Genomic DNA, 19501 nt, shown 5'->3' with positions numbered 1-19501 from the left:
TCTCCAGAGAGCAGTTCCTGGGCATCGCATTCGCCGAGGGTATGACGGATTTTGTGCAGCATGAGCCAGGCGGTCTTGTAGGTCACTTCAATGACCTGGCTCAACCGCAGCGCTGAGATGCCATCGGGAAGCAGGAACAACTCGAGGGCACGAAACCACTTCACCAGGGGCAGATGCGTTCTTTCAAAAATCGTACCGACCAAAGGAGAAGCTTGATAGCCGCATTTTCCACATTCAAACAAAGGTAGATGACGAGAGGATAGACGAGTGTACTCGGTATAAGCGCAACGCGGGCAAACGAAGCCATTTGGCCACTTCATCGCAATAATCGCCTCTATGCAATCTGCCTCGCTTTGAAAGCGGCTGCTGACAGTTTGAAACAGCTCCGTATTCATACCAAACTCCATGTCCGATCCCTCCAATTTCATTTTCCTAAACCCAAAGGATACGTACATATGTTCTCTTTTCTACATTATACCAAACACGCGTTCTGATATCAAGAAAAAAATTCCATAAATAATAGAAATGATCAGATTCCAGTAACCTACAACGCCGTCTATTGAGTTCCTCTAGACTGAACAAAAGGGATAATGGTGCAAAGAGGTGGCAAAAGAAGCAGAAAACAAAAAAACTAAGAGAATCAGGAGGTTTAGAAATTTAGAAGTTCAAGAAAATTTAGAGATCTAGAAGCTCCAGAAGCTCCAGAAGATCCAGAAGATCCAGAAATCCCACAAATCCCAGAAATCCCTATCCAAATCTCCACAGTTCTGAGTAAAGGGGATAATCGTGTAAAAGAGGTGCGGAAATAGATTCGAACAGAGATGTGGAAAAAGACGTTGAAAGAGACGTTGAAAAACTCGATCTCTCTATTTCTGAACGAAAGGGATAATCATAAAAAGAAGTGCGCGAAAGACCATACGGGGCGGTGAGTTAACAGAGATCATGGGGGACTGAGGCATTTGGGCGGGGAGCAGACAGTCGGCAAAACACGGTGAGCAACGGGCAGCAGCTGTCAGAATATATTTTGCTTTTTTTTGCATCTATATTCAAGACATGGTTCAACGAGTATAATCTAGTATAATAGCTTATTTATTATGTAAGAAAAGGAAGGTCATGAATGCAAAAACGCGTTAGGTTAGCACTATTATTGATACCCATTCTGTTGGCAGTGGTTCCTTGCATTCTAGCTCTGATTATCAACGGCGGGGTCGGATCAACCTGGTATCTCATTACGGGCATCTCTATTGTGCTTGCGATTGTAGCAGCCATCGTACTCATTCGCATGATTGCTGTCCCGCTGGAACGCTTGACGGAAACAGCCAAGCGGATAAGTGAAGGGGATTTGACCCGGCGCTTGGACTATTTAAACCGGACGGATGAGATTGGCGCTATGGCGAACCAATATCAACGGATGGTCGACCATCTTCGGGGGATCATCACCGGCATCCGCGATATAACGAACCAAGTCGTGACTACGTCCGAACGACTGTCTACCGGTGCGAAGCAAACGGCGGACACGATCGGACAAGTTAATGGTGCCCTTCAGGAGATTGCAGCCGGCAGCGAACGGCAGTTGTCTGAACTGGAAGCCGGTGCCCAAAACATGGGTGAGATGTCTCGTCAGGCGAGCCAAATGTCGGAGCAAATCGTTAACCTTACGGAGACGATGGAGAAGACGACTGCCGCAGCAGAGGAAGGGAATACTTCCGTGCTGAGCGTTGTGGAGAAGATGGAACGAATTCAGCAAACCGTCGATGAATTGGGTGAGGTCATCCAAACGTTAGGCGAGCATACGGCCAATATCGGCGGGATTATCGAAGTGATTACAGGTATTGCCCAGCAGACGAACCTGCTGGCGCTAAACGCTTCAATCGAAGCGGCGCGGGCTGGTGAGGAAGGCCGCGGGTTTGCCGTGGTGGCTTCAGAGGTGCGCAAACTGGCGGAAGGTTCCGAGCAATCGGCCAAGCAAATCGCGGAGCTGATCAGCAGCGTGCAGGCGGAAGTCGAACGCGCGGTCGTCTCCATGGAGGAGGCCAAGCAGGGCGTTCATGAAGGAATTCTCGCTGTTGATACCTCGGGCCGCTCGTTCTCGCGGATTCGCAAAGCGGTTCGCAGTGCTGCAGACAAGATGGAAGGCCTCGTTACAAGTGTTAAAGAGGTGGCTTCCGGTACGGCATTTGCCAAAGATGCCATTCAAGGGGATCGTCAGATATCCCAGGAACTCGCCAGCAAAACCCAAACAATTTCCGCCGCTGCGGAGGAGCAGCTTGCTTCCGTTGAGGAAATTACCTCTTCTGCTGCCCAGCTGGCTCAAATTGCTGAACAATTAAAAGCCAAAGTGGACAAGTTCCAGATGGATCGTAAAATCTGATTCATCAACTGCATTGCTCTCCGGTATTGGTCCGGAGGGCTTTTTTTGTCTACATACATTTTCCAAAATGGTACATTCTACATCATATCACCATGAATCGGCGGACCAGCAAGGAGTTGTTCCCATGAAGACCAAGGAACGAAAACAAGAGAATCGAATCAGCCGAGATTTAACGGAAAATATCAAGCAAGTAAAAAACGTATTCCAGGACTGTTCCGACGTCATCTACCGCGAGCTTCAACTCACCGAAGATATCCGCGGTTTGTTGGTATACATTGAAGGGATCGCTAAAGTTGAGGACGTTCAGCAGCATATCCTTCGTCCATTGATCGAGGGACTAGCCAAGTACCCGCACGCGAATGGGGACATCTATCCATTATCGCTTACGAGAATATCATTAAGCCAAGCAGAGGCTGCTACCGACTGGCCAACGGTGATAAATGGAGTATTAACAGCAAACGTGGCTATTTTCGTTGAGGGCATGAACGAGGTGTTGCTGTTCAGCGTCAAGGGCGGCTCGCGGCGGAGCGTTCAGGAGCCGCAGACCGAAGCGGTGATCCGCGGTCCGCGTGAAGGCTTCACGGAGTCGCTCCGGATCAACACCGCCTTGATCCGATTTAAAATCAAATCGGAGAAGCTGAAGTTAATCGACATGGTGATCGGTACGATGACCAAGACGGACGTCGCGATTGCCTATCTCGAGGGCGTGGCCGAAGATTCGCTGATTGCCGACGTAAAAGACCGCCTCGAAAGCATCGATATCGATGGGATTCTGGAATCCGGATACATCGAGGAATGGATTGAGGATAATCCTTCGTCCCCGTTTCCGCAGATGCAATATTCTGAACGGCCAGACTCCGTTGCAGCGCAGCTGTTGGAAGGAAGGATCGCTATCTTTGTAGACGGCACGCCGTTTGTGCTGATCGCTCCTGTGACGTTGTGGCAGCTTCTGCAGGCCAGCGAGGATTATTACGAACGCTTTTTCATCAGCAATATGATTCGCTGGATTCGGATTTTTTTCTTGTTTCTGGCCCTGTTTCTGCCCAGCTTGTACATCGCGGTCACGACATTCCATCAGGATATGCTGCCTTCGACTTTAATCTTAAGTATCGCTGCCTCCCGGGAAGCCATTCCATTCCCCGCTTTGGTGGAGGCGTTTATTATGGAAATTTCTTTTGAAGCGCTGCGGGAGGCCGGCATTCGCCTGCCCAAAACGGTTGGGCAGGCGGTCAGCATTCTGGGGGCGCTGGTCATTGGGCAAGCTGCCGTCCAGGCCGGTATCGTGTCCGCGCCGATGGTTATCGTCGTTTCACTGACCGGGATCGCCTCTTTTACGATTCCACGTTTTAGTCTTGCGGTGACGGTTCGAATGCTGCGTTTTCCGATTATGCTGCTGGCCAGCGCCTTCGGATTATTTGGCATCGTCATCGGCGCCATTTGGATCGTCGTTCACCTGACGCAGTTAAAATCGTTTGGCGTGCCTTACATGAAGGGGGTAGCCCCATATGAACCAAGAGATATGAAGGATATTTTCAGCAGGGTGCCGATCTGGAAGATGAAGAACCGGCCTTCGGACGCAACCCGAGGGAACGTTCGTCGAATCGGAAAATCCCGTCCATTGGGGAGTGATTCCAATGAAGGATGGTGACGTTCGTGAAAGCAAGTCTAGCCCTAGTTCGAACGATTAGCGTGTTCGTCTTGCTTCCCTGCCTGCTGACGGGCTGCTGGGATCGCATTGAAGTGAATGATGTCGCCTTTGTTTTGGCATCTGCGACGGATATGGATCAGGGACAAATTCGGTCAACTACACAAATCGCTTTGCCAAGCTCGCTTGGGGGCGCAGGCAGCCAAGGGGGCGGCGGCGGTACGTCCGGGAACAAAACTTACCTGCTGGTTTCCCAAACAGCGCCTACGGCATATCAGGCCAACAAAAAGGTACAAGACAGTTTGTCGCGGGTGATCAACTTCTCACACCGGAGGGTTACGATTCTTGGGGAAGAGTTCGCCAAATCGGGGATATCCGAGTCAATTGACATCTGGGCTCGGTTTCCGCAAAATCGGCTAACGACTTACATTGTACTTAGCCGAGGGCCAGGGTATAAATTGTTGGATATTGATGCCCCGATTGAGCAATCCCCTTCGGAAATGATTCGCGAGTTGGCCAAGTCGTCGATGCAAGAGCCGATCTCCATCCAAAGCCTGGCCAATGCCCTGCTAACCGAAGGAAGTGATATTGCACTTCCAGTCATGGTGACAACACTCAGTGTTCCCGAAAAGGTCGCGAATGGGCAAAGCTTAGTTAAATTGGATGGATTAGGTGTTTTTCATGGTGACAAGCTCTCAGGTTATTTGACCGATAAGCAAACGCCCATGGCGCTGATCGCGATGGGGCAAGCTTTGAATCCTAAAATCACGGTAGTGCTAGGCGAACATCAACCCCAAGAATCGGCGACGATCGTATTAAACCAAATCCATAGGAAAGTTCAGCCTCATCTGAAAGATGAGCGCATCTCCTTCGACTTGGAGATCGAGGCGACCGGATTAATCTTGGAAAATACGACCTGGCAAAGTTTCGAACATACGATGATGATCTCGCTGGAGAAGCATGCCAATGCGTTACTGGATAAGGAGATCCAGGCTGTGATTCAAGAAACGTTCCAAAAGCACCGAGCGGATATTTATGGATTTAGCACCGCTCTGATCAGAAAGTACCCTGAAGAATGGAACAAAATTAAGTATCGCTGGCGTGATCTGCTGCCGGAGGTCGAGGTTCGCGTCCGTACAAAGGTTCATCTGGAGAATAGCGGCGAATTAATCGACTCGCTGGGAATAAAGGAGGAGCTTCTCAAGAATGACTAGTTCCTACATAGGATTGCTGCTGTTGATTGTTTTCAGCTGCTGGCGGGACTGGGGGTCACTTCGGGAAGGAGGAGTACTGAGCCGATGGGCGTTTGGTTCAGTGATGGTCGTTGCTTTCGGAATTCTGATCTATGTGACCTGGTCCTCTCAAGTGTTCTATCCCACAGAGTGGCTGGGACGGGTGTTACAGTCGTTGGTCCCCTTTGATCATCATCATTGATACCCTACCGAATATGGAGGAGTGTGCCTGTCATGAAAATAACCAAACGGCAAATCACTCTGCTTGGTGTCCTGTACATCGGATCGATTTCGTATCTGCACACGTACACGTTAGCGACTCAAGCGGCTCACCAGCACGCTGTTATCAGCTATATCATCAGCGGGCTGATTTGCCTTCTGTCGTTGTGGTTGGTCGCCACGACGCTGAAGCGATTCTCAGACCGCAATTTGCTGCAGGCGTTGGCTGGGAGGTTTCCGATTTTTGGAAGAGTTCTGCTGGTCATCTACCTCTTGTTTCTCCTGTTTATTTGCGCAAGAGATATCCGAATTATCTCGGATTTTACCAATACGGTGTTGCTTAATCGGACACCGGTCCCGATTCTCGGATTGATGGTAACCGCAACGGCAGTTTACATCAGTCAGGGGGGCATTCGGGCTTTTCTGGGTCTCAGCGAAATTTACGCACCGATTTTTATCGCCTCTATGCTTTTTGTGGTTTTGGTATTACTGCGGGATCTACACCCCACATACCTGATACCTTATTTTTCAATGGATTGGACAGGGATTACAGAGGGAGCTTGGTTTGTCTTCCCCTATCAGGCGGAAGTTCTGGTGCTTCCGCTCGTGATTTCGGGTAAATACTACAAGGCTATTGCAGGCTACGTCAGCTTGGCCATAGGGACTGTCTTGATGATGGTGCTGTTGCTGTTAACGCAGATGGTGTTGGGGATTCCTTTGGTCGAAAGATTGATTCATCCTGGTTACGAGCTGATCCGTCAAATTCAGATCACCGATTTTATCGACCGTTTCGATTTGCTGCTCCTGGCTTTCTGGTACCCCATGGCCTTAAGCAAAATTGCGTTCGATCTTTATGTGCTGTGCTACACCTTGCAAATTGTCGTCCCCAAGCTGTCGGGTCGGCTCATGACGGCTCCCGCTGGCGCACTGGCTTTTGCTTGCTCCATCTGGTTCTTTAAAAATGCACTGCAGCTGTTTCACTTTAACTTCGTGCTTCCTCTGATCGCCATTACCTTCTACCTTGTCATTCCGATCCTGTTCTTTGTTATGCTGCGACCACGCGGAAATAAACCGGAACCGAAGGCAGGATAACGGCCAATCGCCGAAATGGCAATTTACTTCACTTTCTCCGTCGTATAAGCTGAAGGTAGTTAATAGGATAAACCTGGGAGGTATACGATGGCACGGAGACTGGAAGGGAAAAGAGTTGCATTAACTGGACCCCGTCGGGCAGAGGAACTAGGCAAGCTGGTTGAGAACATGGGGGGCATCCCGCTGTACCGTCCGGCACAGGGGACCGTGTTGCTCGACGATCAGGCGTTACGAAGCGGCATTGTCGATTGGGTGGAGCATCCGCCGGATTGGTCGATTTTTACGACGGGCATGGGGTTGGATGCGCTGTTCGATATGGCTCAGGAGATGGGGGTTGCCGATCAATTGCTGGAGCGCCTTCAAGAAGAGAACATTGCCGCTCGGGGCTACAAGACGGTGAATGCGCTGAAAAAGCGGGGATTGACCCCGATCGTCCGCGACGATGACGGCAGCACAGAGGGCCTCATTCGCGGGTTAGCGCAACATGAATTGCGCGGAGCGAGTGTGCTGTTGCAGCTGCACGGCGACCCAGCGCCCCGATTGGTTGCGTGGTTAGAGGAGCAAGGGGCGAGTTGCCGCCAGTTGCTGCCCTACAAGCATATTGCACCTCCTGAAGCGGAGTTAGAGAAGTTGTTAAGCGATATTTTGGCTGGAGAAATTGATGCAGTGACGTTTACAAGCGGACCGCAGGTGCGCTTTCTGATGGAGCACGCAGCGCGCCAAGGACAACTTGACGCTTTGCTGGAGGCGCTGAAAGGTCCAGTACTCGCGGTGGCGGTGGGCAAAGTAACGGCAGCCGGACTGTACGAGGCAGGGGTGCCCCGGGTGCTGGCCCCCAAGGAAGAACGGATGGGCAGCATGATGGTGGAGTTAGCCCGCTATTATGCGGGGGAAGCTGAACCGCTCTTTGCAGCTCCCAGCGGCGGGGATGAACAACGCGCTTAAATTGGGTAATGATAGGTATAGGTACTACAAACCTCAAATGAAAGGATGATGGGCAATGAGCGATTTACTGAAAAAAGCGATTTCGCTGGGTTGGGGTTTGACGATCATGAGTAAGGAGAAGGTCGAAAGTATCGTCGATGATTTGGTGAAACGCGGAGAGCTGGCCCCTTCCGAATCGAAACAGCTGGTGGAGAAGCTGATTGAACGCGGTTCCGAGGAACAAAGCAAGTTCAAGGAGTTGGTGAATGAGCAGGTTCGGTCCGCGTTGCAGAACATGGGCTTGGCCACGGCAAAAGAGGTAGAGGAGTTGACACGGCGGGTAGCGGAGCTGGAAATTCAGCTCGCCGAGCTGCAGCAGCCTTAAAGCAATGAGCAGCTTCGTTCGACATACCGGCCGTTATCGTGAAATCGCCATGGCGCTTGGGCGCCATGGCTTTGGCTATTTGGCCGAGGAGATCGGTTTGGCTCGGCTGATCCGCTTGCCCTCGCGGCGGCGGCACACCGGCGAGCGGAATTCGCGGACCCTGGCCGAGCGAATTCGGCTCGTGCTGGAGGAGCTGGGTCCGACCTTCGTGAAGGTCGGACAGTTGGCCAGCACACGCTCGGATTTGCTGCCGGAGGCGATCATCCAAGAGCTCATCAAGCTCCAGGACCAGGTGGCGCCGTTTCCGGCGGCGGAGGCCCGCGCTATTTTGGAGGCGGAGCTGGACCAGCCGCTGGCGGGACTGTTCCAGAGCTTCGACGAGACACCGCTCGCGGCAGCTTCGATTGGCCAGGTGCACCGGGCCCGCCTAATTACAGGAGAACCGGTTGCGATCAAAGTCCAACGGCCCGGCATCGCCCCGGTCATCGAGACGGATCTCGACATCCTGCAGCATCTGACGACGCTGGCGAACAAACGCTGGTCCTGGGTATCCCGATATCAACTCCCCCAAATGGTTGAGGAGTTCGCCCGTTCGATTCGTGCGGAGCTGGATTACGGCTTCGAAGGCCGGAACATGGAACGAATTCGCCGGCAATTCACGGCGGATGAGGGGATCTATATTCCGGAAGTCCATTGGCCGCTCACGACCTCCCGCGTGTTAACCATGGAATTCATAGAGGGGGAGCACCTCAACCGCTTGCTGGCGATTGATGCGCTGGGGTACAACCGTAAGGAGTTAGCGGAGCGGTTGGTGAATGCGCTGCTGAAGCAAATTTTTGAGGGAGGGTTTTTCCATGCAGATCCCCATCCTGGCAACCTGCTGGTGACCAACAAAGGGGAGCTCGCCTTCATCGACTTCGGTATGATTGGGCGGCTCAGCCAGGAGATGAAAGATCACCTGTCCTCGCTGGTGATCGCCTTAATGCGGCGCAGTACGGAGGGGATGGTGCGAGCGATCCTGCGCATGGGCCTCATCGGAGACGATGCGGATACGACCGGACTACGTATGGATCTGGATCGGCTGCGTGAACGGTACTACGATATCCCGTTTGCGGAAATCCAAATCGGTCAAGCATTGCAGGATCTATTTGCAACGGCCCAGAAGCATCAAGTCGTGTTGCCCGCTGACCTTTTGCTGCTAGGCAAAGCGCTGCTCACTGTTGAAGGGGTGGCGCTGGCACTCGATCCGGACCTCCGCATTTTGGATTTAGCGGAGCCTTTTGGACGCAAGCTGATGCGTGACAAATATGCTCCGCGACGAATTGGCAAGAAGCTGATTGACGAAGCTGCCGAGCTGACGGATTCAATCGTGGATCTTCCGCAGCAGGTCCGCAAACTGTCGAGCGCGCTAGCTCGCGGCAAGCTGAAGATGGACATGAACGTTCCGGAGATGGAGCAGCTGCTTCGTAAGCTGGACCAAATCAGCAACCGTTTGTCGTTTAGCATTGTATTGCTGGCTTTCAGCATCATTATGGTTGGCCTCATCATCGGCTCTTCCCTTTCGCGGATGCCGACTTTACTTTGGAATATTCCGGCAATCGAAATCGGCTTTGTGGTCGCGACGCTGATGTTCCTGTGGCTGCTTTACTCCATCTTCCGTTCGGGTAGATTTTGAGGATGTGTTACAATAGGGAAGCTGAAGAAGATGAGGTGAAACCTATTGACAACTTTTGAAAGTTTAAATGTATCGCCCCTCCTGGTCCGCAAGCTGCAGGGACAAGGTATCGTGAACCCGACGCCGGTGCAGGCGGCAGCGATCCCAGTGCTGCAATCGGGCGAGGACGCAATCGTGCAGGCGCAGACCGGTACAGGCAAGACGCTGGCGTTTCTGCTGCCGATTTTGGAAAAGATTCGCCCGGAACGCCCTGAGGCGCAGGCGTTGATCATTACCCCGACGCGGGAGCTGGCGATTCAAATTACGGCGGAGGCTCGCAAGCTTGCGGAGGCCATTGAAGGTCTCTCCGTCCTGGCTGCTTACGGCGGTCAGGACGTGGAGCGGCAGCTGCGCAAGCTGAAGAACGGCGCGCAGCTGGTCATCGGCACGCCGGGCCGGCTGCTGGATCATTTGCGGCGGGGCTCGCTGACGCTGGGAGCCGTTCGCTACTTGGTGCTCGATGAAGCGGATCAAATGCTGCATATGGGCTTCCTGGCGGAGGTGGAGGAGATTCTGTCGCTCGTGCCGCGCAGCCGCCAAACGATGTTGTTCTCGGCAACGATGCCGGGCAATGTGAAGCGCTTGGCGAAAACGTATATGGACAAGCCGCGCGACATCCAGATCGCCGAAACCTCGCGCGTGACGCTGGACAGCATCCGACAGATCCTGGTGGAATGCACGGACCGCACCAAGCAGAGCGCGCTGATCGAATCGATCCGCAGCCAGCGTCCGTATCTGGCCGTGATCTTTTGCCGCACGAAGCGCCGGGCGAGTACGTTGAATGAAGCATTGCAAGCCGCGGGCTTCCAGTCGGACGAGCTGCACGGCGATCTGTCGCAGGCGAAGCGCGAGCAGGTCATGCGCGCGTTCCGCAGCGCGAAGCTGGAGCTGCTGGTCGCGACGGACGTTGCCGCGCGCGGCATCGACGTGGAAGGGGTCACCCACGTCTTCAATTACGATATTCCGCACGATGTGGACAGCTACATCCACCGCATCGGGCGGACCGGCCGCGCCGGGGAGAAGGGCGTGGCCGTGACCTTCGCGGCGCCGAAGGATATGGAGGCGCTGCGTCTGATCGAGCGGGGCATCGGCCGCAAGTTAGAGCGGCAGCGATACGAGAAGAGCGGCGCCGCCGGAACGGGCGCCGAGCAACAAGCCGCCGCCCGCCGCACCGGCGCGGGCGAGGGCGGCCCGGGCCGCCGCAGCCGCGATGAGCGCGGCGGCGCACAGCGCCCGGCCAGCCGCCGCAGCGATGCGGCCGGCGGGCGGGGCCGCTCGGCCGGCAGCCCAGGGGCGCCGGCCAAAGAGGGCCGCGGCGCGGGCAACCGCCGCGGCGACAGCGCGCGCGCTCAGCGCGGCTCCGCCGGGGGCGCCTCGCGCGCGCAAGGGCAAGGCCGCCGCGGGCAGAACAGCCGCGGCGGGGGACGAGGGCGCCGGGGGCGGTAGCCGGCGCCCTCGATTTACCAAGTAACTTTTAACGGCTCCATCCGTTAAAGAATAGTAGAAAACACATAAGGTGCCTGGGAGACATCAATCCAGGCCCCGTACAGGGGAGGAACCAGGATGAACAACAAGAAAGGCGTGGTGACTGCGGCGATGGCCCTGTTGTTAACAGCGGTCCTAATTGCAGGTTGCGGCAAACAAGCAGCCAACGCTCCGCAGACACCAGCAGAGAACAGCACGAACACGGCTGTCGGCGCCAATAACGGGGCAGGGAACAATGCTGCCAACGACACCAGCACCGCGGACGATCAAGCTACAGAAGGCAATAACGCAACAAACGATGGCAGTACCGGCAATGGGGATTCCAGCGATTCAACACAAGCTCCTGATGGTTCCAGCGACAGCAGCGGAGGGGACCGCGCGGCGATGTCGGATCCGTACAGTGTGGCGGTGCTGATTAACAAGCAATTTGCTTTGCCGGATGATTACGAGCCGAAGGATCTGGTGTATCCCGACGTTCGGTTTACGTTCAAAGAAAAAATCGAAAAACGCATGATGCGCAAAGAGGCGGCGAAGGCGCTTGAGGAGCTGTTCGCTGGAGCCGAGAAAGACGGGATCTACCTGGCTGGCGTGTCGGCGTACCGTTCACATAAGACCCAAACGGCGCTGTTTAACCGTTACGTGGAGAAGGACGGCGAGGAAGTTGCGAAGACGTACAGCGCGGTTCCGGGCCACAGCGAGCATGAGACTGGGCTGGCCATCGACGTTTCGGGCAGCGATGGCAAATGTGCAGCGGAAAGCTGCTTTGGTGACACGAAGGAAGCGGCCTGGCTGGCGGATCATGCCACCGAGTACGGATTTATCATTCGTTATCCGGAAGGGAAGGAAGACATTACCGGTTACAAATATGAGCCATGGCACCTGCGTTATGTAGGAAAAGAAATTGCAGCTGACATTGGTAAACGCGGTATTACGTTGGAAGAATATTATGATGCCATACCGGTATCTGGTCAATGATTTCATTAGATCTTTGGAGAGCGTGAGCTTATCCGGGAAAGACGCCTGCGGGCGTCTTTTTTTTGTTTTTGCCTCCAACGAAGAAAGCGAATAAAATTAACAGTTGACACCTGATAATGATTATCAGTATCTTTAAGAAGATGAAGTTTTTATGAATCTAAGATGAAGTCGTGCGATAGACTCTTTTAACAATGATACATTGGTGGGTTTATTCAGTTGGACACGGAAAGGATGGGTGCCATGGTCTCCTTAAAAACTTCGCATCTAGACATTGCCTATGAGGATCGTCTGATCGTCGAAGACTTAAATATTTCGATTCCCGAGGGGAAAATCACGGCGTTGGTTGGCGCGAACGGCTCTGGTAAATCAACGGTCCTGAAAACGATGGCTCGGATCCTTCAGCCGAAGTCCGGCAGCGTGCTGCTGAACGGCAAATCGATCCATAAGCAGTCGACGCGGGAGGTAGCCAAGCAACTGGCGATTCTGCCGCAGAACCCAACCGCCCCGGAAGGATTAACGGTTTATGAGCTTGTGTCGTACGGGCGTTTTCCACATCAGAAAGGGTTCGGAGGTCTGAAGGCCGAAGACCGGAAAATTGTCGAGTGGGCGATCGAAGCCACCCGCATGACCGAGTTCAGTGACCGGGCCTTAGAGCATCTGTCCGGCGGTCAGCGGCAGCGGGCCTGGATTGCCATGGCGCTGGCGCAGGAGACGGATATCCTGTTCCTCGACGAACCTACGACGTTCCTAGATATGGCCCATCAGCTGGAAGTGCTTCAATTGCTGGAGGAGCTGAATGCCACATCCAACCGGACGATTGTGATGGTTGTCCATGATTTGAATCATGCTGCTCGTTACGCACATTATATGATCGCGATTAAGCAAGGCCAGGCTGTCGCTTCCGGTACACCGGAAGAGGTCGTGACCTCCAAAGTGCTGCGCGATGTGTTCGGGATCGAGGCGGATATCGTAACCGATCCGCGGAGCGGTGTGCCGCTGTGCCTCCCTTATGAGCTGTACCGGGCTGCAGCTGAAGGCAAAGTACAAGTACGCAAGGGCAAAAATGATGGACAGGAAGAGGCTTCGCCCAAAGTCGTCTCGTTCCTGTAGTGGGGGAACCCAAGATGAACATCAATTATCAGCTGCTGGAGCAGCAATTGGCGATTGTTACAGAGCAGCGGACGGATGCTTTCTTCACGATGCCTGCTGAGCGGCTGTTGGATCGAGGGCAGCTGGTGGCTTTTTTGGAAATCTACCAGGAGAAGATTAAGGGGCTTGATCTTCAAGTATCCGCCACCTATTTTGCTTCGAGCTGGCGAGTCGTGTGTGCGGCGCTGCACTATATGGTGTCGGTGACCTCCGGCAAGCTCCATTTTTCGCTTGATAATCTGACCCTGCAACTCGTGATGGTGAACGGATTTCCTTGGGTTTATTTTGTGCTAAACGATAAAGCAGAACAGCCTTGGCCGACCATTGACCGTCATTCCTGGCAGACACTGGAGCTAACTCGTTTTTACGGGGAAGTGCTGCGACCTGTCATGGAAAATATGGCGGCCGTCTCCAAGCTGCCGGTTGCTCAGTTATGGGGACAGTTGCCTCTAGGTGTGCAATATTATGTCCATGCCATCGCGGGGCGTCTGGAGGAAGAAGACTCACGTTCTCAACTCCTGGAGGAGTATGAGGGCGTGAAGGAGCTTCCAGCTGAGGTGTTTGGCTTAAAGCGCAATCCGTATCGGGTCAAGGAAGTGCTGCTGGATGATCCTTATCGGCCAGGTGAGAAATCTCCGATGAAACCAACCTGTTGCTTGGCCTATCGGACGGACACCGGAATTGGATACTGTTACGGGTGTCCCAAGCTCTCCAAGTCGGAGCGGGAGGCCAAATATGAAGAGATCCGTCAGCAGCTTGCTGCGGCTCAAGCGCAATAAAGAGGCGGTTGCCGCTGAAGGAGAGATGCACGCGGACGCTGGTTTCTTTCTACATACGCGATACGCACTTGCGAAAATAATAAGCACTTGGCAATCCTGAAGAGGCTTCGGGGTTCCAAGTGCTTTTCTTTTTCGACCCCTCAATCTTCCAGCTTAAGATCCCAAATCAAAGGGAAATCTGATAAGGGCTCCCCCAAACTGAATCAAAGGGATCATCGTGCAAAAGAGGCGTGCGAGAAGGGATTATAGCTAGGCTTTCGGACATTTTAAATTCAGAATTTAAAATTTCTTTCTTTTTCCTCTTGTAATGTGAAAAAAGTCACACTATAATAAGAAGCATGAAGTGAAAAAAATCACAATAATTCAAACTCATAAGTGACAGTTTTCACAAGTTATGACGTTTACTATACACCAACAAACAGCATGGATTATGGAGGAGGAAGAAATCATGAAAGTAGCAGTTATCGGATGTACACACGCAGGCACGGCAGCCATCGTTAATACGGCCCAACTTTACCCAGAGGCGGAAATTACCGTATATGAACGGAACGACAATATCTCGTTCTTGTCGTGCGGCATTGCCCTCTATGTGGGAGGGATGGTGAAAGATCCTCAGGGGCTGTTTTATTCCTCGCCGCAGCAATTGGCTGAGCTGGGTGTAAATACAAAGATGCGGCATGAAGTCGTATCGGTGGATACGGACGCGAAAGTCCTTCAAGCCCGCAACCTGGAGACCGGCGAAGTGTTTGAAGATCGGTTCGACAAGCTGATTGTTACGACGGGGTCGTGGCCGATCGTACCGAAGTTTGAGGGCAGTGATCTGGAGAATATTTTGCTCTCGAAGAACTTTAACCACTCCAACACCATCATCGAAAAAGCAAAACAAGCCAGCAACATCGTTGTTGTCGGTGCAGGTTACATCGGGGTGGAGCTGGTTGAAGCGTTCCAGCTTAATGGAAAGCACGTTACGTTGATCGATGCGGAGGAGCGCATTTTGAGCAAGTACCTTGATGCGGAGTACACGGACAAGATCGAACAATCGCTCCGCGACCATGGCATTGAGCTGGCATTAGGCCAAAAAGTCACACGCTTTGAAGGCGAGAATGGCAAAGTCGCGCAAGTGATTACCGATAAAGGCACATACGCTGCCGACCTGGTGATTATGTGCATTGGGTTCCGTCCTAACACCGAGCTGTTAAAAGGTCAGGTTGATATGCTGGACAATGGCGCGATCATCGTGGATGAATATATGCGCACCTCGAAGCCGGATGTGTATGCGGCAGGTGACAGCTGCGCCGTCTACTATAACCCGACAGGCAAGCATGCTTATATCCCGCTGGCCACCAACGCCGTCCGCATGGGGACGCTGGTCGCACGGAATCTGGTTGCACCAACCGTGAAGTATATGGGGACCCAAGGCACTTCGGGTATTAAAATCTATGAGGATAATATCGCCGGAACCGGATTAACAGAAGCAGCGGCCAAGGACGCCGGTTTGGATGCAGAGGCGGTGCTGATCACAGACAACTACCGCCCGGAATTTATGCCAACCCATGAGCCGGTCCTGCTGAAGGTAGTCTACGAGAAAAATACTCGCCGGATTTTGGGCGCACAAATCATGTCGAAAGTAGACTTGACTCAGTCGATCAACACGATTTCGGTGTGCATCCAAAATGGAATGAAAATGGAAGAGCTCGCTTTCGTTGATTTCTTCTTCCAACCTCATTACAACAAACCGTGGAATTTCTTGAACAGTGCAGGCTTACAGGTGTTGCCGGAAGTTCCGAAGCGGGATACGGTTCACGCTTAATACAAGAACATCAACAAGTTTCATATCGAAATAAGCCGATTCGAAAAGGGCATAAACCCTTGAGGAATCGGCTTTTTTATTTGATTGGAACCCTATAGCCAAAAAAACAAATGACAAAAATAAAAAATTGATACTTGATATCTGATATATGTTCGGTATATAATCAAGCCATCAAATGGAGGAGATGATCAAAATGAAAAATGAAACGAAGGATCAAGTAGTTCTCGTCACAGGCGCATCCACTGGAATCGGAAATTTGACGGCTCGGTCTTTGGCCGAGGCCGGACACACGGTATATGCCAGCATGCGGAACATCGGAGGCCGCAATGCTGTCCGTGCCGAGGAGCTTCTGGAATATGGAAGAAGCCATGGGCTGGACCTTCGAGTTGTGGAACTCGACGTGCAATCCGATGCTTCAGCTGAAGCTGCCGTCGCAACGATTCTTGAGGAGGCCGGCAAACTGGACGTCGTCGTGCATAACGCAGGTCATTTAGTGGTTGGCTACGTTGAGGCGTTTACCCCAGAGGATATCCATCATCTGTTTGACGTGAACGCCCTCGGAATCCAACGGGTGAACCGGGCTGTACTCCCGCATATGCGAGAGCGTCGTTCGGGAACTCTTATTTATGTCGGCAGCACAACGACGGTAGTTGCTCCACCATTCATGGGCCCTTACGTAGCCTCCAAGTTCGCCGGTGATGCAATTGCTCAGGTCACCGCCTACGAAGTAGGGCAATATGGCATCGAAACGACGATCGTCATGCCAGGTCCGTTTACTGAGGGAACCGACCATTTCCCGAATGCCAGCCGGGCAAGCGATGTAGAACGGAGTAAGGCTTATGCCGAGCTGGACCCGTTGGTAGAGCGTAATGAAGAAGCTACGTCGAGTCTATTTGTACCAGGGGTCGATGCCCATCCTAGAGCGGTTGGCGAAGAAATTGCTCGCATTCTTGCGATGCCGGCGGGAACACGCCCGTTCCGCAGCGTCGTGGACTTCACCAATGCAGGCGTTGAAGAGGTTAACGAGGCAGCCCGTCAGGCGCAGGAGAATTTCATTAACCGCCTGGGCTTTGGAGAGTTGTTGCATGTCAAAACCGCACAAAACGCTCAAAACTAATAAATCTGTTCAAATTTCATCACACTATCATTTAGGAGGAAATTAAAATGACCGAACAATTGTTGAATGGAAAAGTCGCTTTGGTAACAGGTGCATCTAGAGGGATGGGGAAAACGATCGCAGAGGAATTGGCACGCCGCGGGGCCAAAGTCGTTGTAAACTACGCCAGCAGCCCTGAGAAAGCAGAGGCCGTAGTGAAGGGGATTCAAGCTGAGGGCGGGGAGGCTGTCGCGATTCAAGCCGATGTCAGCAAGCTGGCTGAATTGGAGAAGCTGTTCCAGAAGACGAAGGAAACCTTTGGACGTCTCGATATTCTGATCAATAACGCGGGGGTCATGGTTACGAAGCCGCTGAAAGATATCACGGAAGAGGATTTCGACCGGCAATTTGCGATTAACGTGAAGGGAACCTTTTTCGCGATTCAGAAAGCTGTGGATTATATGGAGGCAGGGGGCCGTATTATCAACTTCTCGACATCCGTCACCGGTCAAATGTTCCCTACTTACAGCTCTTATGCAGCCAGCAAGGGAGCTGTAGAGCAGATCACACGGCAGCTGGCGAAGGAGCTTGGACCGTTGGGCATTACGATCAATGCGGTTGGCCCAGGACCGGTGAATACAGAACTGTTTACTGTCGGAAAAACACCGGAGCAAATCAAAGCCGTCGGCAACACCAATGCCTTCGGACGATTGGCGGAGCCAGAGGATATTACGAGCGTCGTCCTGTTCCTGGCAGGGCCGGAATCCGGTTGGGTTACCGGGCAAACCCTTCGCGTTAACGGCGGCTTCATCTGATGATAGCTGTTCACAATTGACAGAATCGTATCATTGTCATTTGGATGCGATTTTGATATAGTGGGGAAAAAACGGGGAGGAGGACGGGTGAAATGAGCAACGAGTTGCCTTTAAGCAAAGAACAAATTATGGATACCGCAGAGCAGGTGCTAAGGCGCTTCGGACCGGATAAAACCTCCGTGCTGGATGTGGCGCGTGCGCTGCAAGTAAGTCATGGCACGTTGTACCGGCATTTTTCCAGCAAGGCCGCGCTTCGCGAAGCGGTGACGGAACGTTGGTTAACGCGAAGCATTGCCGCCCCTCTAGCAGATATTGCGAACGGCACAGACGGAAGTTATACGGAGCGCTTGAAGCTGTGGCTGAAGACGTTAATTGGCTGCAAGCGAACCTATGCCAGCGAAGACCCAGAGATGTTTGCCATGTATGCCGCTGTAACTGAAGCAGCCGCGGAGATCATCGAAGCTCATATTGATCACTTGATCGGACAGATTCACACGATTTTTGAGGGCGGCATCCGTGCGGGAGAGTTTAAAGCGTTGGAGCCGAAGGAAGCATCAAGAGCCATCTTCCTGGCGTTCCTGCATTTCCATCATCCCGCACACTTCCGCCAATGGACGAATGAGCGGATTGACGCAGATTTTGATGCGGTATGGCAGTTAATCTTGGGCGGGATCGCCGCACCATCCAAATAATTACGCGCTCACGTGCAGGTTAAAGACCCTTTCCGGGATTGCTCTGGAAGGGGTCTTTTGTGATTTTGTGATCATTAGGGAAATCCCTAATTTGTGAAAACGCTAACGTGATCTATGTTATTTTTTCAAGGTCCATTCACACGCTACAATGAACACGACTTCAAACGACGAATGACCTGTGAAGTGTCGTTTAGAAATGACATATAAAAGGAGACAGGATCATGGCTTATTCTAAACCTGCACAAATTGCCGAAGTATCCGTAGAATATGGCGTCAAAAAAGCACATTATCCACTGCTTACCGTATTGATTCTTGGTTTTTTGGGAGGGGCGTTTATCGCGCTTGGCTTCCTTCTTGATATTCGCGTGATCAGCAGCGCCCCGGCGGAATGGGGCAGTATCGCTAATTTTATCGGGGCTGCGGTATTCCCTATCGGCTTGATTCTAGTGCTGCTGGCGGGCGGGGAGTTGTTGACCGGTAATATGATGGCGGTGCCGTTGGCACGGATGGCGGGGCGAATTTCCACTGGAGATCTGTGCAAAAATCTCGTCCTCATCACGTTAAGCAATTTCGTAGGCGCTTTGTTTGTTGCTTACTTTTTTGGACACGTGGTTGGTTTGACGGCCAGCGGGCCTTATCTTGAGAAGCTGGTCGATATGGCTGGTCATAAGCTGGACGACAGCTTCCTGCAAGCATTCGTGTCCGGGATCGGTTGCAACTGGTTGGTTGCTTTGGCGGTATGGCTCTCCTATGGCGCAGATAATATGAGCGGTAAAATCTTAGGCATTTGGTTCCCAACCATGGCCTTTGTTGCGATTGGCTTCCAGCACGTTGTTGCGAATATGTTCCTGATTCCTGCGGCGATTTTTGAAGGATATTACTCTTGGGGCGAATATTTGAGTAACTTTGTACCGGTATGGCTGGGGAATTTAACCGGTGGGGCTATCTTCGTGGCTTCGGCGTATTGGGCTGCTTTTCTGAAGGATAAAGGGTCCAAGGATGCAACGGCTGCCGGGTTGGCTGCGTCCTCTGAGGCGGCGAAACATCACGGATAATCCGAATGGGCTTCAGTTGGGTTGAGGTTGGGCTGGGCTGGGTTGGGTTGAGCACGGCCCGGC

The 19501-nt window shown here is 52.7% G+C and carries 18 protein-coding genes; 17 read left to right on the top strand and 1 reads right to left on the bottom strand.

What is annotated here, in order from left to right; all coding sequences use genetic code 11:
- Nucleotides 1–407, bottom strand: a 407-nt coding sequence (locus tag M891_RS0114345) for a transposase (protein WP_028539335.1), incomplete at its 3' end; no start/stop codon positions are given.
- A gap of 710 nt (nucleotides 408–1117) precedes the next feature.
- On the opposite strand from M891_RS0114345, the gene M891_RS0114340 reads away from it, so the two are divergent.
- The 17 genes from M891_RS0114340 to M891_RS0114260 all read left to right on the top strand — a co-directional run bounded on the left by M891_RS0114340 (nucleotide 1118) and on the right by M891_RS0114260 (nucleotide 19438).
- Nucleotides 1118–2371 (top strand): methyl-accepting chemotaxis protein, encoded by a 1254-nt coding sequence (locus tag M891_RS0114340; protein WP_028539334.1) that lies wholly within the window; start codon nucleotides 1118–1120, stop codon nucleotides 2369–2371.
- Nucleotides 2372–2495: 124 nt separating this feature from the next.
- On the top strand, nucleotides 2496–4019 hold the full coding sequence (locus tag M891_RS0114335; RefSeq protein WP_028539333.1) for a spore germination protein: 1524 nt from the start codon (nucleotides 2496–2498) through the stop codon (nucleotides 4017–4019).
- Between the two features lie 5 nt (nucleotides 4020–4024).
- Nucleotides 4025–5230, top strand: a complete 1206-nt coding sequence (locus tag M891_RS0114330) for a Ger(x)C family spore germination protein (RefSeq protein ID WP_198032037.1) — start codon at nucleotides 4025–4027, stop codon at nucleotides 5228–5230.
- Nucleotides 5223–5450, top strand: coding sequence for a hypothetical protein (locus tag M891_RS0114325; protein WP_028539331.1), 228 nt, complete (start codon nucleotides 5223–5225; stop codon nucleotides 5448–5450). The genes M891_RS0114330 and M891_RS0114325 overlap by 8 nt, the downstream gene beginning before the upstream one ends.
- Before the next feature lie 32 nt (nucleotides 5451–5482).
- The gene (locus M891_RS0114320; protein WP_028539330.1) at nucleotides 5483–6559 is read left to right on the top strand and encodes a GerAB/ArcD/ProY family transporter; all 1077 of its coding nucleotides are present in this window, start codon (nucleotides 5483–5485) and stop codon (nucleotides 6557–6559) included.
- 87 nt (nucleotides 6560–6646) lie between these two features.
- Nucleotides 6647–7504, top strand: a complete 858-nt coding sequence (locus tag M891_RS0114315) for a uroporphyrinogen-III synthase (protein WP_016314216.1) — start codon at nucleotides 6647–6649, stop codon at nucleotides 7502–7504.
- Nucleotides 7505–7559: 55 nt separating this feature from the next.
- A complete protein-coding gene (locus M891_RS0114310) occupies nucleotides 7560–7868 on the top strand; it encodes a phasin family protein (protein ID WP_016314215.1) in 309 nt (102 codons plus the stop codon).
- Nucleotides 7869–7872: 4 nt separating this feature from the next.
- Entirely contained in the window at nucleotides 7873–9543 is a 1671-nt protein-coding gene (locus tag M891_RS0114305; protein WP_028539329.1) for an ABC1 kinase family protein, read from the top strand.
- A 45-nt stretch (nucleotides 9544–9588) separates the two neighbouring features.
- Nucleotides 9589–11028 carry a DEAD/DEAH box helicase gene (locus M891_RS0114300; RefSeq protein WP_028539328.1) on the top strand — a complete coding sequence of 480 codons (1440 nt, stop codon included), beginning with the start codon at nucleotides 9589–9591 and terminating at the stop codon, nucleotides 11026–11028.
- Nucleotides 11029–11145: 117 nt separating this feature from the next.
- Entirely contained in the window at nucleotides 11146–12042 is an 897-nt protein-coding gene (locus tag M891_RS0114295) for a M15 family metallopeptidase (RefSeq protein WP_028539327.1), read from the top strand.
- A gap of 240 nt (nucleotides 12043–12282) precedes the next feature.
- A complete protein-coding gene (locus tag M891_RS0114290; RefSeq protein WP_028539326.1) occupies nucleotides 12283–13152 on the top strand; it encodes an ABC transporter ATP-binding protein in 870 nt (289 codons plus the stop codon).
- Nucleotides 13153–13166: 14 nt separating this feature from the next.
- On the top strand, nucleotides 13167–13970 hold the full coding sequence (locus M891_RS0114285; RefSeq protein WP_028539325.1) for a hypothetical protein: 804 nt from the start codon (nucleotides 13167–13169) through the stop codon (nucleotides 13968–13970).
- Nucleotides 13971–14418: 448 nt separating this feature from the next.
- Entirely contained in the window at nucleotides 14419–15780 is a 1362-nt protein-coding gene (locus M891_RS0114280) for an FAD-dependent oxidoreductase (RefSeq protein ID WP_028539324.1), read from the top strand.
- 193 nt (nucleotides 15781–15973) lie between these two features.
- Nucleotides 15974–16897, top strand: coding sequence for an SDR family oxidoreductase (locus tag M891_RS0114275; RefSeq protein WP_036700573.1), 924 nt, complete (start codon nucleotides 15974–15976; stop codon nucleotides 16895–16897).
- A 47-nt stretch (nucleotides 16898–16944) separates the two neighbouring features.
- Nucleotides 16945–17691: an SDR family oxidoreductase gene (locus tag M891_RS0114270; protein WP_028539322.1), complete on the top strand. Its 747-nt coding sequence runs from the start codon at nucleotides 16945–16947 to the stop codon at nucleotides 17689–17691.
- 92 nt (nucleotides 17692–17783) lie between these two features.
- The gene (locus M891_RS0114265) at nucleotides 17784–18383 is read left to right on the top strand and encodes a TetR family transcriptional regulator (protein WP_028539321.1); all 600 of its coding nucleotides are present in this window, start codon (nucleotides 17784–17786) and stop codon (nucleotides 18381–18383) included.
- A 221-nt stretch (nucleotides 18384–18604) separates the two neighbouring features.
- Nucleotides 18605–19438, top strand: coding sequence for a formate/nitrite transporter family protein (locus M891_RS0114260; RefSeq protein WP_028539320.1), 834 nt, complete (start codon nucleotides 18605–18607; stop codon nucleotides 19436–19438).
- Nucleotides 19439–19501: the final 63 nt, after the last annotated feature.

Source organism: Paenibacillus sp. J14 (assembly GCF_000518465.1).
In the GTDB taxonomy this organism is placed as follows: domain Bacteria; phylum Bacillota; class Bacilli; order Paenibacillales; family Paenibacillaceae; genus Fontibacillus; species Fontibacillus barengoltzii.
This window is presented reverse-complemented; position numbering and strand designations above follow the sequence as displayed.

Bases quoted from the DNA above. Each gene is read 5' to 3' on its own strand.
- M891_RS0114340 (WP_028539334.1), top strand. From the start codon at position 1,118: ATGCAAAAACGCGTTAGGTTAGCACTATTATTGATACCCATTCTGTTG.
- M891_RS0114335 (WP_028539333.1), top strand. From the start codon at position 2,496: ATGAAGACCAAGGAACGAAAACAAGAGAATCGAATCAGCCGAGATTTA.
- M891_RS0114325 (WP_028539331.1), top strand. From the start codon at position 5,223: ATGACTAGTTCCTACATAGGATTGCTGCTGTTGATTGTTTTCAGCTGC.
- M891_RS0114320 (WP_028539330.1), top strand. From the start codon at position 5,483: ATGAAAATAACCAAACGGCAAATCACTCTGCTTGGTGTCCTGTACATC.
- M891_RS0114315 (WP_016314216.1), top strand. From the start codon at position 6,647: ATGGCACGGAGACTGGAAGGGAAAAGAGTTGCATTAACTGGACCCCGT.
- M891_RS0114310 (WP_016314215.1), top strand. From the start codon at position 7,560: ATGAGCGATTTACTGAAAAAAGCGATTTCGCTGGGTTGGGGTTTGACG.
- M891_RS0114305 (WP_028539329.1), top strand. From the start codon at position 7,873: ATGAGCAGCTTCGTTCGACATACCGGCCGTTATCGTGAAATCGCCATG.
- M891_RS0114295 (WP_028539327.1), top strand. From the start codon at position 11,146: ATGAACAACAAGAAAGGCGTGGTGACTGCGGCGATGGCCCTGTTGTTA.
- M891_RS0114290 (WP_028539326.1), top strand. From the start codon at position 12,283: ATGGTCTCCTTAAAAACTTCGCATCTAGACATTGCCTATGAGGATCGT.
- M891_RS0114285 (WP_028539325.1), top strand. From the start codon at position 13,167: ATGAACATCAATTATCAGCTGCTGGAGCAGCAATTGGCGATTGTTACA.
- M891_RS0114280 (WP_028539324.1), top strand. From the start codon at position 14,419: ATGAAAGTAGCAGTTATCGGATGTACACACGCAGGCACGGCAGCCATC.
- M891_RS0114275 (WP_036700573.1), top strand. From the start codon at position 15,974: ATGAAAAATGAAACGAAGGATCAAGTAGTTCTCGTCACAGGCGCATCC.
- M891_RS0114270 (WP_028539322.1), top strand. From the start codon at position 16,945: ATGACCGAACAATTGTTGAATGGAAAAGTCGCTTTGGTAACAGGTGCA.
- M891_RS0114265 (WP_028539321.1), top strand. From the start codon at position 17,784: ATGAGCAACGAGTTGCCTTTAAGCAAAGAACAAATTATGGATACCGCA.
- M891_RS0114260 (WP_028539320.1), top strand. From the start codon at position 18,605: ATGGCTTATTCTAAACCTGCACAAATTGCCGAAGTATCCGTAGAATAT.